This is a genomic window from Streptomyces sp. RK9, assembly GCF_045070545.1.
In the GTDB taxonomy this organism is placed as follows: domain Bacteria; phylum Actinomycetota; class Actinomycetes; order Streptomycetales; family Streptomycetaceae; genus Streptomyces; species Streptomyces alboflavus.
The window spans coordinates 1,185,581-1,201,617 of sequence record NZ_CP173703.1; the positions used below are offsets into that span (position 1 = coordinate 1,185,581).

At 74.4% G+C, this 16,037-nt stretch carries 1 protein-coding gene; it reads right to left on the minus strand.

What is annotated here, in order from left to right:
- Positions 1 to 11: 11 nt before the first annotated feature.
- Positions 12 to 15,872, minus strand: coding sequence for a type I polyketide synthase (locus AB6L24_RS04960; RefSeq protein WP_405652499.1), 15,861 nt, complete (start codon positions 15,870 to 15,872; stop codon positions 12 to 14).
- Positions 15,873 to 16,037: the final 165 nt, after the last annotated feature.

A 16,037-nucleotide genomic window follows, 5' to 3' on the forward strand; every position in this document is an offset into this window, starting at 1 on the left:
TCGTCCGCCATTTACAGCGCCTCCTCGAAGCGGCCGGGGCGTTCGGTGCCCGAGCCGGTGTCTGAGCTGTTCGGATGTGAGTCCGAAGGGGTCTGAAGTTCGTTGTCGAGCAGGTCGAAGAGTTCGTCGGCGGTGGCGCCTTCGAGTTCTTCGCGCTCCCGGTCGTCGTCCGCGGCGGTGCCGTGGGCGGCGGGGCGGGAGCCGTCCCAGGTCGTGAGGAGGGAGCGGAGCCGGTCGGCGACGCGGTCCCTCTCGGTGCCGCCCGCGCTGTCGCCGACGGCCTTGAGGACGCTCTCCAGGCGGTCCAGCTCGCCGTCGAGGTCGCCCGGGTCGACGGGTCCCGCGGGGGGTGCGCCGAGGGTGGTGGGCAGTTCCTCCGACAGGTGCTCGGCGAGGGCCGCCGGGTTCGGGTAGTCGAAGATCAGCGTGCTGGGCAGCCGGAGTGCGGTCTCCGCGGTGAGGCGGTTGCGCAGTTCGACGGCCGTGAGGGAGTCGAAGCCGAGCTCCAGGAAGCCCCGGCCGAGCTCGACGGCGTTCGGGGACGCGTAGCCGAGCACGCCCGCCACATGGGTGCGGACCAGGTCGAGCAGGATCCGGTCGCGCTCGGCGCCCGGGCGGCCCGCGAGGCGGTCCGCGAGGGATTCGGCGCGGACGGCCGCGGGTGCGGTGTCCGTGCCGGAGCGCGCGCGCCGGACCGTGGGCCGCACCAGGCCGCTGAGCAGTGCGGGCACGGCCTCCGGCGGCTGGGTGCGCAGCGCGGCGGTGTCGATGCGGATCGGTACGAGGGCCGGGTGCTCGCTCGCCGGGGCGAGGTCGAGCAGCGACAGGGCCTGGTCGGTGTCGAGCGCGAGGACGCCTCCGCGTGCCATGCGCTTGAGGTCCGTGTCGGCCAGGGCGCCCGTCATGTCGCTGTCCTGCGCCCACAGGCCCCAGGCGAGGGAGGTCGCCGGGAGGCCCTGGGCGCGGCGGTGCCGGGCGAGCGCGTCGAGGTAGGCGTTGGCGGCCGCGTAGTTGGCCTGGCCCGGGCCGCCGAAGACTCCGGAGGCCGAGGAGAACAGGACGAACGCGGACAGGTCCAGGTCGGCCGTCAGCTCGTGCAGGTTCAGGGCCGCGTCCACCTTCGGGCGCAGGACCGTCGCCAGGCGCTCGGGCGTCAGGGACGTCACGACGCCGTCGTCGAGGACGCCGGCCACGTGCACGACGGCCGACAGGTCCGCGCCCCGCTCCGCGAGGAGGGCGGCGAGGGCGTCGCGGTCGGCGACGTCGCACGCGGCGACGGTGACGCCGGTGCCCAACGCGCCGAGCTGGGCCTGGAGTTCCGTGGCTCCGGCGGCGTCGAGGCCGCGGCGCGACACCAGGAGCAGGTCCTGGACGCCGTGCCGTTCGGCGAGGTGCCGTACGACCACCCGTCCCAGGCCGCCGAAGGCTCCGGTGACCAGGACCGTGCCCGTGGACCAGGGCGCGGGGGCGTCCCCGGCCGGGGTCAGGGCGGCGCGGGCGAGACGCGGGACCCACACTTCGCCGTGGCGCAGCGCGACTTCCGGCTCACCGGAGGCGAGGGCGGCGGCCAGCGGGGGTACGGCGGCCGGGCTGGTGGCGGGGTCGGCGACGGTGGCCGCGTACGCATCCGCATCCGTGTCGGCGTCGGCGTCGGCCAGGACGAACCGGCCCGGGTGCTCAGACTGCGCCGAGCGCACCAGGCCCGCCACGGCGGCGGCGACCGGATCCGGCGCGCCGTCGACGGCACCGTCGGCGTCATCGGTGCCAGCCGTGGCCGTGGCGTCGGCGGCGTCGGCGGCGTCGACCACCACCGCCCCCCGCGTCAGGACGACCAGCCGGGACGTCTCGAACCGCTCGTCGGCCAGCCATCCCTGCACCACGCCGAGCGCGTCGGCCAGCGTCGCGGAGACGTCCTCGGGGCGGGCCAGGCCGTCACGCCCGGCGCCCCGCGAGCCGCCGGGCGACCACACCACGGCCGCCGGAAGCTCCTCCCCCGCGTCCACGGCAGCGCCCAGCGCCGCCAGGTCGGCGTACGCGGTCGCCGTCGGCAGCGTGCCCGCGTCGCCGAGCAGCGCCAGGGACACCGGCTCGGCGGCGGCGACGGGCTGCCGCTTCCACTCGACGCGGAACACCGAGTCCGCGTGCGGGTCGGCCCCGCTCATCCGCTCGATCAGGTCCTTCGACATGGAGCGGAAGACGAGGGCGGCCACCGAGGCGACCGGCGCGCCGGTGGCGTCCGCGACCTCCAGGGCAACCCCGTCCGTGCCGTTCGGCAGCAGCCGTACGCGGACGGTGGCGGCCCCGGCGGCGTGCAGGGTGACGCCGGTCCAGGTGAAGGGCAGGCCGTCCGCGGCGGGCCGGTCGGCTTCGGTGCGCACGGCCGCGCCGGCGGCGCGGGCGTGCAGGGCGGCGTCGAGGATCGCCGGGTGCAGGCCGAAGGAACCGGCCGTCGTGTGCTCGTCCTCGGGCAGCGCGACCTCGGCGAACACCTCGTCGCCGCGCCGCCAGGCTCCGCGCAGTCCCTGGAACACGGGCCCGTAGTCGAAGCCCGCGTCGGCGAGGTCGCCGTAGAGTCCGTCGACCGGCAGGGGCTCCGCGTCGCGCGGCGGCCAGGTGGTCAGGTCGGCGGCCGTCGCGGTCGCGGCGGTCGTGGCGGCGTCCGGTGCGGACTCCGTCAGGGTGCCGGTGGCGTTCTTGGTCCAGGTGTCGGCCGCGAGTCCTTCGGCGCCGGTGCCCGGCTCCGGGCGGGAGTGCAGGCTCAGCGGCCTGCGCCCGGTGGCGTCGGGCGCCTCGACGCGCAACTGCACCTGGACGCTGCCCTGTTCGGGCAGCACCAGCGGCGCACCGAGCGTCAGCTCGTCGAGCGTGCCGCAGCCGACCTGCCCGCCCGCGTGCACGGCCAGCTCGACGAACGCGGTGCCCGGCAGCAGGACGCGTCCGGCGACGGCGTGGTCCGCAAGCCACGGGTGCGTGGCCAGGGACAGGCGCCCGGTGAAGACGTAGCCGTCGGTATCGGCCAGCGGCATCCCGGCCCCGAGGAGCGGGTGCTCCGCCGGGACGAGCCCCGCCGACTCGACGTCGGCCACCCCGGCGGTCTGCCGGAGCCAGTAGCCCTCGTGCTGGAAGGCGTACGTGGGCAGGTCCACACGGCGCCTCGGCGTCGACGTGAACAGCGGCGCCCAGTCGACGACGACTCCGCGCACGTACGCCTTGGCGAGGGCCGTCAGGAACGTCTCGGGCTCGGGGCGGTCCTTGCGCAGGGCCGCGACGAGTCCTGCCTGGGCGGCCGGGTCGGTGATCGTGTCGTGCGCCATCGCCGTGAGCACCGAGTCCGGGCCCAGCTCGACGAGGGTCGCGACGCCCTGCGCGGTGAGGGTGGCGAGTCCGTCGTGGAAGCGGACGGCCTCGCGGATGTGACGGACCCAGTAGCCGGGGTCCTTCAACTCATCGACGGTGGCGAGCTGTCCGGTCAGGTTCGAGACGACCGGCAGCGAGGTGTCCTGGTACGTCAGCTTCTCGGCGACCGCCCGGAAGTCCTCCAGGACGGGGGCCATGAGAGGCGAATGGAAGGCGTGGGAGACCTTCAGCCACCGCACCTTGCGGCCCTCACCGCGCAGCTTCTCCTCCAGGCCCTCCAGAACCTTGCGATCACCGGAGAGCACCACCTGAGACGGACCGTTGACGGCCGCCAGCCCAGCGCGACCCTCGCATCCCTCAAGCAACGGCAGTACGTCGGCTTCGGCGGCCTGCACCGCGAGCATCGCTCCGCCCTCAGGGAGGGACTGCATCAACCGGCCGCGCGCGGCGACCAGTTGAGCCGCGTCTTCGAGGGACCAGAGTCCGGCGACATACGCGGCGGCCAGCTCACCGATGGAGTGACCACCGACCACCTCCGGCCGCACCCCGAAGGACTCGGCCAGACGGAACAGGGCGACCTCGGCGGCGAACAGCGCGGGCTGCGCGTACTCCGTCCGCTCCAACAGCTCGGCGTCCGTGCCGAACATGACGTCCTTCAAGGGCTGATCCAGCAACGCGTCCAGGTGCGCACACACCTCGTCAAGCGCATCGGCGAACACCGGGAACGTCTCGTACAGCTCACGTCCCATCCCGATCCGCTGACTGCCCTGACCCGTGAACACGACCCCGAGGCGGCCCTCGACCACCGAGCCGGACACAACACCCGGACCACCGGTGGCGATTGATCCCAGACCGGCCAGGAACTCCTCGCGCCCCTCACCGAGCACAACCGCCCGGTGCTCGTGCAGCGCACGCCCCGAGAGCAGCGACCAGCCCACACCGGCGGGCTCAAGGCTCTCGCTCCCGGCGACGTGGTCCCGCAGCCGCTCGGCCTGTGCTCGCAACGCCTCGGCGCTGCGGCCCGACACGACCCACGGCACGACCGTCGTCAACGGCGCGCCGCCGACGGGCTCGACCGTCTCGACGATCTCGGCAACCGGCGCCTGCTCGACGATCACGTGGGCGTTCGTCCCGCTCACGCCGAACGACGACACACCCGCACGACGCGGCACGCCACCGTCTCGCTCGGCCCACTCGCGGGCCTCTGTCAGCAGCTCGACCGAACCCGCCGACCAGTCCACATGCGTGCTCGGCTCGTCCACGTGCAGCGTCTGAGGCAGCACCCCGTGGCGCATGGCCATGACCATCTTGATGATGCCCGCGACACCGGCGGCGGACTGGGTGTGCCCGATGTTGGACTTCACCGAGCCGAGCCACAGCGGCTGTTCGGCGGGGCGGTCCTGGCCGTAGGTGGCGAGGAGGGCCTGTGCCTCGATGGGGTCGCCGAGCGTGGTGCCCGTGCCGTGCGCCTCGACGGCGTCGACCTCACCGGCCGTGAGGCCCGCGTTGGCGAGGGCGGCGCGGATCACGCGCTGCTGCGAGGGACCGTTCGGCGCCGTCAGACCATTGCTCGCGCCGTCCTGGTTGACGGCCGAACCCCGCACGACAGCCAGTACTTCATGCCCCTGACGGCGCGCGTCCGACAGGCGCTCCAGGAGCAGCAGGCCGACGCCCTCACCCCAGCCCGTGCCGTCCGCCGCCTCCGCGAAAGCCTTGCAGCGGCCGTCGGCGGCGAGGCCGCGCTGACGGCTGAACTCGATGAACGCGCCGGGGTTGGACATGACCGTGACGCCGCCCGCGAGGGCGAGGTCGCACTCGCCCTGGCGCAGGGCCTGCGCGGCCAGGTGCAGCGCGACCAGGGAGGACGAGCAGGCCGTGTCGACGGTGACCGCCGGGCCTTCGAGGCCGAACGCGTACGACAGGCGGCCGGAGATGACGCTGGTCGCGCCGCCCGCGAGGAGGTAGCCCTCGACGCCTTCGGGGGTCTGGCTCAGACCGGAGCCGTAGCCCTGCGAGGACGCGCCGACGAATACGCCGGCCTGGCTGCCGTGCAGCGTCGCCGGGTTGATGCCCGCGCGCTCGAACAGCTCCCAGGACGTCTCCAGGAGGAGCCGCTGCTGGGGGTCCATGGCGAGGGCCTCGCGCGGCGAGATCCCGAAGAAGACCGGGTCGAACTGGTCGGCCTCGTAGAGGAATCCGCCCTGGCGGGCGTAGCTGGTGCCGCGCTGCGCGGGGTCGGCGTCATAGAGGGCGTCCAGGTCCCAGCCGCGGCCGCCCGGGAAGTCGGACATGGCGTCCGCGCCCTCGGCGAGGAGGCGCCAGAGGTCGTCCGGGCTGGTGGCGCCGCCGGGGTAGCGGCAGCTCATGGACACGATGACGATCGGGTCGTCCTCGGTTCCCGTCGAGGCCGCCGAGACCGCGGCCGCGGCGGTCCGTCCGGCGTCCTGGTCGCCGACGAGCTGCGTCCGCAGGTGGCCTGCGAGGACGGCGGACGTCGGATAGTCGAAGACGAGGGTGGTAGGGAGCTTCAGGCCGGTCGCGGCGGCGAGGCGGTTGCGCACCTCGACGGCCGTGAGCGAGTCGAAGCCCAACTCACGGAACGCACGCCCCGGTTCGACGGCTTCCGCACCCGCGTAGCCGAGCACCGAGGCCGCCTGCCCGCGCACCAGGTCGAGCAGCAGCCGCTCCTGCTCCGCCGACGACAGGTCGGCGAGCCGGTCGGCCCACTCCGAGCCGGTGGTGCCCTTCTTCTCGGCGGCCGACGCGGCCTCGGGTTCGGCGAGGGCGCGCCGGACCTCCGGCAGGTCCCCGATGAGGGCGCTCGGCCGGGCGGACGTGAACGAGGGGGCGAACCGCTCCCAGTCCATGTCGGCGACGGCCAGGAACGTCTCGTCGTGCGCGACCGCCTGCGCGAGGGCCGCCACCGCGCGCTCCGGCGCCATCGCCGTGAGACCGCGGCGGCGCAGGTGCTCCGTGCCGTCGTCCCCGGCCATGCCGCCCCCGGCCCACAGGCCCCAGGCGACGCTGGTCGCGGTCAGGCCGCGGGCGCGGCGGGCCTCGGCGAGCGCGTCGAGGTAGGCGTTGGCCGCCGCGTACGCGCCCTGCCCACCACCGCCCCACACACCGGAGTTCGACGAGAACAGCACGAACGCGTCCAGGCTGTCGCCGTCGATCAGCTCGTCCAGGTGCGTGGCACCGGCCGTCTTCGCGCCGAACACCTCCGCGATGTCCGTCGCGGTCATGCCGTCCAGGGGCTGCGTCTGGCCGACGCCCGCCGCGTGGAAGACGGAGCGCAGGGTGCGGCCCTCGGCGGCCAGGCCGTCCAGGAGCGCGGCGACCGCGTCGCGGTCGGCGATGTCGCAGGCCGCGACGGTGACATCGGCGCCCAACTCCTCCAGCTCGGCGCGGAGTTCGTCGGCGCCGGGGGCGTCCGGGCCACGGCGGCTGGTGAGCACCAGGTGCTCGACGCCCTCGCGGGCCAGCCAGCGCGCCACATGCCCGCCGACCGCACCCGTGCCGCCGGTGACCAGCGCCGTGCCGCGCGGCGACCACTTCTTCGCCGCGTCGGCCGACTCGGCCCGCACCAGGCGGCGCACGAGGACGCCGGAGCCGCGCACCGCGAGCTGGTCCTCGTGCTCCCCGGCGAGGGCCGCCGTGAAGCGGGCGCCCGCGCGGGTGTCGTACGCCGTGGGGACGTCGATCAGACCGCCCCAGCGGTCCGGGTACTCCAGGGCCACGACCCGGCCCAGGCCCCACAGCTGGGCCTGCTTCGGGTTCTCCACCTGGTCGCTGCGGCCGGTCGACACCGCGCCCCGGGTGACCGTCCACAGCCGCGCGCCGACGCCCGCGTCACCGAGGGCCTGCACGAGCGCCACGGTCCCGGCCAGGCCGACCGGCACACCGGCGTGCTCGGCGTGCGCGGTCTCGTCGAGGGCGAGCAGCGAGACCACGCCGGACAGCTCACCGGCGGCGGCATCCGTGAGCCGCACGGTCAGCGCTTCGCGCGTCAACTCACCGCGTGTCACGCGGAGTTCGACGGCTTCCGCACCGGCGCGCTCCAGGGCCTCGACGGCGCCCGCGGCCCACGGCTGCTCCGCCGCGTCCTCCGGCAGGACGACCAGCCAGCGGCCGGTGAGCCCGGACGTCGGCAGGGCGGTGCCGGTCAGTGGCTTCCAGGTGACCTGGTAGCGCCAGCCGTCGACGGTCGAGCGCTCGCGGCGCTGCCGCCGCCAGGACGAGAGGACGGGCAGGACCTCGCCGAGCCCGGCGGCGGAGCCGTCCGCCACCTCCAGCTCAACGGCCAGCTGCTCCAGGTCCTCGCGCTCCACCGCGTCCCAGAACCGGGACTCCACCTCGTCCACGGCCGGCGCCGCCGCGTCCTCGGGGACGGCGAAGTCGGGCCAGTAGTGCTGGCGCTGGAAGGCGTACGTCGGCAGGTCCGCGACGACGCGGGCGCCGGGGACGAGGGCCTGCCAGTCGAGCTGCGCGCCGTGCACGTGCGCCTCGGCGAGGGAGGCCGCGAGGCGGTCGGCACCGCCTTCGTCGCGGCGGAGCGAGCCGAGGGTGACGGCAGGGCTGTCGGTGGCGTCGATGGTGGCCTGGACCGGGACGGTGAGCACCGGGTGCGGGCTCATCTCGACGAACAGCGTGTGCCCCTCGGCGAGGAGGCCCCGCGTGGCGTGCTCGAAGAGGACCGTCTGACGGAGGTTCCGGTACCAATACCCGGCATCCATCGGGGTGCTGGCGTCCAGCCACGCCCCCGTCAGCGTCGAGAACAGCGGGACCTCCGCCGCGCGCGGAGCCACGTCCGCGAGTGCTTCGGCGATCCGCTCCTCGATCTGCTCGACGTACGCGGAGTGCGAGGCGTAGTCGACGGGGATCGTGCGGGCGCGGATGTCCCGGGCCACGCACTGCGCGACCAGTTCCTCCAGCGCGTCGGGCTCGCCCGAAACGACCACCTGGGCGGGGCCGTTGACGGCTGCGACCGAGATGCGGTCGTCCCAGGCGGTGATCAGCTCACGCACCTCCGCCTCGGGCAGCGGCACAGACACCATCCCGCCCTTGCCCGACAACTCCCGGATCGCCAGGCTCCGCAGGGCGACGACACGCGCGGCGTCACGCAGGCCGAGAGCACCCGCGACGCACGCGGCGGCGATCTCGCCCTGGCTGTGACCGACCACGGCAGCGGGCTGCACGCCCGCAGCACGCCACACCTCGGCCAGCGACACCATCACGGCGAACAACACCGGCTGGACCACATCGACCTGATCGAAGTTGTCCCCGCTCAGCTCCTCAAAAAGCTCCCAGTCCACGAACTCGGCGAGCGCGTCCCCGCACTCCCGCATCCGCTCCGCGAACACCGGACTGGAGTCCAGCAGCTCACGAGCCATCCCGGCCCACTGCGACCCCTGCCCCGGGAACACGAACACCGCGCGCCCGGCGTTCTCGGCACGCCCGGTGACGACACCGGCGGCCGTGAGGTCTCCTTCGGCGAGGCTCTCGAGGCCCGCGAGGACGTCCTGCCGGTCGCGTCCGACGACGGCGCCCCGGTGCTCGAACCGGGACCGTGCCGTCGCCAGCGACCAGACGACGTCGTCCAGGCGCAGCCCGGTGTCCGTCAGGAGCCGGTCCCGCAGCCGGGCTGCCTGCGCGCGCAGCGCCTCGGGGGTCTTCGCCGACAGGGCCAGGGGTACGGCGGCGAGGAGCGGCCGGGCGTCGCCGGACGGCTCGTCCGGGCGGACCGGCTCGTCGGCCGTCGGGGCCTGCTCCACGATGACGTGCGCGTTCGTGCCGCTGACGCCGAACGAGGAGACACCGGCGCGGCGCGGCGCGCCGCCGTCCCGCTCGGCCCACTCGCGGGACTCGGTGAGGAGCTCGACGGCACCCGCCGACCAGTCCACCTCGGGGGTCGGCTCGTCGACGTGCAGGGTCTGCGGCAGGACGCCCGCGCGCATGGCCATGACCATCTTGATGACACCGGCGACACCGGCGGCGGCCTGCGTGTGCCCGATGTTCGACTTCAGCGAACCGAGCCACAGGGGCCGGTCGGCGGGGCGCTCCTTGCCGTAGGTGGCGAGGAGAGCCTGCGCTTCGATGGGGTCGCCGAGCGTGGTGCCCGTGCCGTGGGCCTCGACGGCGTCCACGTCCGTGGTCGTGAGGCCCGCGTTGGCGAGGGCGGCACGGATGACGCGCTGCTGGGCGGGGCCGTTGGGGGCGGTCAGACCGTTGCTGGCGCCGTCCTGGTTCACGGCGGAGCCACGGACGACCGCGAGCACGCGGTGGCCCTTGCGGCGGGCGTCGGACAGGCGCTCCAGGAGGAGGACGCCGACGCCCTCGCCCCAGCCGGTGCCGTCGGCGGCGGCCGCGAAGGACTTGCAGCGGCCGTCGGCGGCGAGGCCGCGCTGACGGCTGAACTCGATGAACGTGCCGGGCGTCGACATCACGGCGACGCCGCCCGCGAGGGCCATGTCGCACTCGCCCTGCCGCAGCGCCTGCGCGGCCAGGTGCAGCGCCACGAGCGACGACGAGCACGCCGTGTCGACGGTGACCGCCGGGCCTTCGAGGCCGAAGGAGTACGAGATGCGGCCGGAGGCGACGCTCGCGGCGCTGCCGTTGCCGACGTACCCCTCCAGGTCGTCGAGGCCGCCGGGGGCGCTCAGGAGGTGCGTGGCGTAGTCGTTGTACATGACGCCGACGAAGACACCGGTGGAGCTGCCGCGCGCGGCGGCCGGGTCGATGCCCGCGCGCTCGAACGCCTCCCAGGTGGTCTCCAGGAGGAGCCGCTGCTGCGGGTCGATGGACAGGCCCTCGCGCGGGGAGATGCCGAAGAAGGCCGGGTCGAAGTCGGCGGCGTCGTAGAGGAAGCCGCCTTCGCGCGTGTAGAAGGAGCCCGCACGGTCCGGGTCGGGGTCGTAGAGCGCGTCGACGTCCCAGCCGCGGTCGCCGGGCAGGTCGCCGATGGCGTCGACGCCGTCGGCGGTGAGGCGCCACAGGTCCTCAGGGGTGGCGACGCCGCCGGGGTAGCGGCAGCTCATCGACACGATCACGATCGGGTCGTCGTCGGCCGGGGCCTGCGTCGGCCGTGCGGTGCCCTGGGTGAGCCCCGGGGTGTCGGTGCCGAGGACCTCTTCGAGGATGTGGCGGGCCAGGACGGTGGCGGCCGGGTAGTCGAAGGCGAGGGTGGCGGGCAGGCGCAGGCCGGTCGCGGCGGTGAGGCGGTTGCGCAGCTCGACGGCGGTGAGCGAGTCGAAGCCGACTTCGCGGAAGGCGCGGTCGGGCGCGATGGCGTCGGCCGAGGGGTAGCCGAGGACGGCGGCGGCGTGGCCGCGTACGAGCGTGAGGACTTCCTGCTCGCGGTCCGCCTCGGGCAGCGCGGCCAGGCGCTGGGCGAGGGCGGAGCCCTCCTGCCGGTCCGTGCCGGCGGCGGTGCGCCGCTGGGGTGCGCGGACCAGGGTGCGCAGGAGCGGCGGGACGCCGCTTCCTGCGGCGGCCTGGGCGCGCAGGCCCGCGAGGTCGAGGCGGACCGGGACGGTCAGGGGGTGGTTCGCCGTGTGTGCGGCGTCGAAGAGGTCCAGGCCCTCCTCGGAGGTGAGGGGGGCCGCTCCGGCGCGCGTCCTGCGGTCGAGTTCGCCCGCGCCGAGGTGGGCGGTCATCTCACTGGCCTGGGCCCACAGGCCCCAGGCGAGGGAGGTCGCCGGGAGACCCTGGGCACGGCGGTGCCGGGCGAGCGCGTCGAGGTAGGCGTTGGCGGCCGCGTAGTTCGCCTGGCCGGGGGTGCCGAAGACACCGGCGGCGGAGGAGAACAGGACGAACGCCGAGAGGTCCAGGCCGGCTGTCAGCTCGTGCAGGTTCAGGGCCGCGTCGGCCTTGGGGCGCAGGACGGTGTCCAGGCGCTCGGGCGTCAGGGCGGTGACGACGCCGTCGTCGAGGGCTCCGGCGACGTGCACGACGGCGGAGAGGTCGGCGCCGACCTCGTCCAGGAGGGCGGCGAGTGCGGTGCGGTCGGCCGTGTCGCAGGCGGCGAGGCGCACGCGGGCACCCGACTCCTCCAGGTCCGCGCGGAGTTCGGCGGCGCCGGGGGCGGCGTCGCCGCGCCGGGAGACGAGGAGCAGGTCACGGACGCCGTGGCGGGCGGCGAGGTGGCGGGCCACGAGGCCGCCCAGGGTGCCGGTGCCGCCGGTGACGAGGACGGTGCCCTCGCCCCAGGTGCCGGTGAGGGCGGAGTCGGTACCGGCGGCGGGACCGGTCTCCATGAGGGGTACGCGGGTCAGGCGCGGCGCGCGCAGGGTGCCGTCGCGGAGCGCCACCTCGGGCTCGTCCGTCGCGAGAGCGGCGGCGACCAGCGCCTCGTCCGCACCGCCGGCGACGTCCAGGTCCAGGAGGACGAAGCGGCCCGGGTGCTCGGACTGCGCCGAACGCAGCAGGCCCCACACGGCGGCGGCCACGGGGTCAGGGTCGGCGACGGCGACCGCGCCGCGCGTCACCACGACGAGCCGGGACTCCTCGCACCGCTCCTCGCCGAGCCAGCCCTGCACGGCCTCCAGGACCCGCTCCAACTGGGGCCGCAGAGCGTCGATTCCGGCCGTGCGGCCACCCTCGGCGGTCACGTCCGTGGCCGTCACGAGGGGCAGGAACAGCGTCGCGGGCGGCTCGGCGCCGTCGTCGAGCGCGGCGGTCAGGGCCGCCAGGTCCGTGTGGGTGTGGCGTACGAAGGGCAGGGCGTCGTCGGCGTCCGGGGTGCCGTCGCCGAGGACCGCCGCCGAGGCGAGCTGTCCGGCCGTGTCCGCCGGGGTGTCGAGGGTGGTCCACTCCACCTGGAACAGCGCGTCGCGCCGCACCGAGCCGGTCAGCTGCTCCTCGGACAGGGCGCGCAGCGCGAGCGACCCGACGGAGACGACCGGCTGCCCGGTGGCGTCGGCGGCGAGCAGCGTGACGGTGTCCGCTCCGGCGGCGGCGACGCGCACGCGGAGCGTGGTGGCGCCGGTGGCGTGCAGGGTGACGCCGGACCAGACGAACGGCAGGTGCGCGCGGTCGGTGCGGGTGATGAAGTCGCCGAGCCCGATGGCGTGCAGGGCTGCGTCGAAGAGCGCCGGGTGCAGCCCGAAGGACTCCGTGTCGGCGTGTGCCTCCTGCGGCAGGTCGATCTCCGCGTACACGTCGTCGCCCTGCCGCCAGGCGGCGCGCAGGCCCTGGAAGAGGGGGCCGTAGCCGTGCCCGTTGGCCGTGAGGCGCTCGTACAGGTCGGACACGTCGACGCGCTCGGCTCCGGCGGGCGGCCACGCGGACAGGTCGGCGGCCTCGGGGGCGGCGGGGGCGGTCGGCAGCAGGCTGCCGGTGAAGTGGCGCGTCCAGGGGGTGTCGTCGGCGTCGTCCTGGGGGCGCGCGAACAGGCTCAGCTCGCGCCGGCCGGTGCTGTCCGGGCCGCCCACGGAGATCTGCAGCTGGATGCCGCCCTGCTCCGGGACGACGAGGGGCGCTTCCAGGGTCAGCTCTTCGAGGTGTCCGCAGCCGACCTCGTCGCCCGCGCGCAGGGCGAGTTCGACGTAGGCCGTGCCGGGCAGCAGGATCCTCCCGTCGACCGCGTGGTCCGCGAGCCACGGGTGCGTCTGCGTCGCGAGGCGCCCGGTGAACAGGTACCCGTCCGCGTCCGCGAGCGCCACGGCGGCCCCGAGCAGCGGGTGCCCGGCGGCACGCAGCCCCGCGAACACCACGTCACCGGCCCCGACGGGCGCGGCCTTCGGCCAGTAGCGCTCGCGTTGGAAGGGGTACGTGGGGAGGTCGACGGTGGTGTGGGTACCGGGGAAGAGGGCGTTCCAGTCCAGTTCGGCGCCGTGGGCGTGGGCCTCGGCGAGGGAGGCGGCCAGGCGGTCGGCGCCGCCCTCGTCACGGCGGAGGGAGCCGAGGGTGACGGCCTGGCTGTCGGTCGCGTCGATGGTCGCCTGGACCGGGACGGTCAGGACCGGGTGCGGGCTCATCTCCAGGAACAGGCCGTGGCCCTCGGCGAGGAGGCCGCGGGTGGCGTGCTCGAACAGGACCGTCTGGCGCAGGTTCCGGTACCAATACCCGGCATCCATCGGGATGTTGGCGTCCAGCCACTCCCCCGTCAGTGTCGAGAACAACGGAACCTCAGCCGCCCGCGGCGATACGTCCGCCAAGGCCTCGGCTATCTGAACCTCGATCTGCTCCACGTACGAAGAGTGCGAGGCGTAGTCCACTGGGATCGTCCGCGCCCGAATGTCCTGGGAGACACACTGAGCGACCAGTTCCTCCAGCGCCTCCGGCTCGCCGGAGACGACCACCTGGGCCGGGCCGTTGACGGCAGCCAGCTCGATCCGGCCGTCCCACGCGGCAATCAGCTCACGCACCTCCGCCTCGGGCAGCGGCACGGACACCATCCCGCCCTTGCCCGACAGCTCACGAATGGCCAGGCTCCGCAGCGCCACCACACGCGCCGCATCCCGCAACGACAGCGCACCCGCCACGCACGCGGCGGCGATCTCACCCTGACTGTGCCCGACCACGGCAGCAGGCTTCACGCCCGCCGCCTGCCAGGTAGCCGCCAGCGACACCATCACCGCGAACAACACCGGCTGGACCACATCCACCCGGTCGAAGTTGTCCCCACTCAACTCATCGAGCAGATCCCACTCCACGAACTCCGCGAGCGCGTCACCGCACTCCCGCATCCGCTCCGCGAACACCGGACTGGAGTCCAGCAGCTCACGAGCCATCCCGGCCCACTGCGACCCCTGCCCCGGGAACACGAACACCGGACGCACCGACCCACTCAGCGCCCGGCCCACAACGACGTTCTGCGCGCCCGAGCCGTCCGACGCCAGCGCCTCAAGCCCGGCAAGCAGCTCGTCCCGGTCGCGCCCGAGGACGACGCCCCGCTGGTCGAACCGCGACCGCGCGGCCACCAATGACCAGGCCACATCTCCCGGTTCGAGGCCGCCCTCGGCGAGGAGCAGGTCACGTACCTGCCCGGCCTGTGCCCGCAGCGCGTCCTCGGTCTTGCCCGAGAGCGCGAGCGGCACGACGTCCGCGAGGACCGCCGAGGACGGGGCCGTGGCGGCCGCCTCGGGCTCGTCCGACGCGGGCTCCGTGACCGGCGCCTGCTCCACGATGACGTGGGCGTTGGTGCCGCTGACGCCGAAGGACGAGACGCCCGCGCGGCGCGGCGCGCCGTCCTCGCGCTCGGCCCAGTCACGGGCCTCGGTGAGCAGGGAGACGGCGCCGGAGGTCCAGTTGACCTGGGAGGTGGGCTCGTCGACGTGGAGGGTCCGCGGGAGCACTCCGGCGCGCATCGCCATGACCATTTTGATGATGCCGGCGACGCCGGCGGCGGCCTGGGTGTGGCCGATGTTCGACTTGATGGAGCCCAGCCACAGCGGCTCGCGGCCGCCCGCGGGGGCTTCGGGGCGCTCCTGGCCGTAGGTGGCGATGAGGGCCTGGGCCTCGATGGGGTCGCCGAGGGTGGTGCCGGTGCCGTGGGCTTCGACCGCGTCGATGTCCGCCGCGGTGAGGCGGGCGTTGGCGAGGGCCTGCATGATGACGCGCTGCTGGGACGGGCCGTTGGGGGCGGTCAGGCCGTTGCTGGCGCCGTCCTGGTTGACGGCGGAGCCGCGGACGACGGCCAGGACCTGGCGGCCCGCCCGGCGGGCGTCGGAGAGGCGCTCGACGAGGAGCATGCCCACGCCCTCGCCCCAGCCCGTGCCGTCGGCCGCGTCGGCGAACGCCTTGCAGCGGCCGTCGGCGGCGAGGCCCTGCTGGCGGCTGAACTCGGTGAAGACGCCGGGGGTCGAGATGACGGTGACGCCCGCGACGAGGGCCATGCCGCACTCGCCCTGGCGCAGCGCCTGCACGGCGAGGTGCAGGGCGACCAGGGAGGAGGAGCAGGCCGTGTCGACCGTGAGGGCGGGGCCTTCGAGGCCGAGGGTGTAGGCGATGCGGCCGGACTCGACGGCGGCGGCGTTGCCGGTGCTGACATAGCCCTCGACGTCCTCCTCGGCTTCGAAGAGGAGCGGGGCGTAGTCCTGTCCGTTGGTGCCGACGAATACGCCGGTGCGGCTGCCGCGTACCGTCGCCGGGTCGATCCCCGCGCGTTCCAGGGCCTCCCACGCGGTTTCCAGGAGGAGCCGCTGCTGCGGGTCCATGGCGAGGGCCTCGCGCGGGGAGATGCCGAAGAAAGCGGCGTCGAATTCGGCGACGCCGGTCAGGAAACCGCCGTGTGCCGTGGAAGTCGTTCCCTGCTTTCCGGCGGCGTCCGGGTCGTAGAGGGATTCGAGGTCCCAGTTACGGTCCGTGGGGAGGCCTGAAATGGCGTCCCGGCCTTCGGAAAGGAGTCGCCACAGATCTTCGGGGCCGCCCACGCCGCCGGGGAAGCGGCAGCTCATCGCTGTGATCGCGATGGGCTCCTGAGCAGCGGCCTCGATGTCCTTCAGACGTTGCTGCGTCTGATGCAGGTCCGCCGAAACCCACTTGAGATAGTCGCGCAGCGTCTCTTCATTCGCCATCAAATGTCACCTGTTCAGGACGTGTGCCGCACCCTCTGGCATACAACGGACCTGTCCGCAGCCGTTTTCTCGATGACGCTATGAGGGGCCCCATACGACCAACAACCCCTACCCTCCCCCTACTCGCCCCTACGGGATTGCCTCGAAATGAGGCCGGGGGCGAGT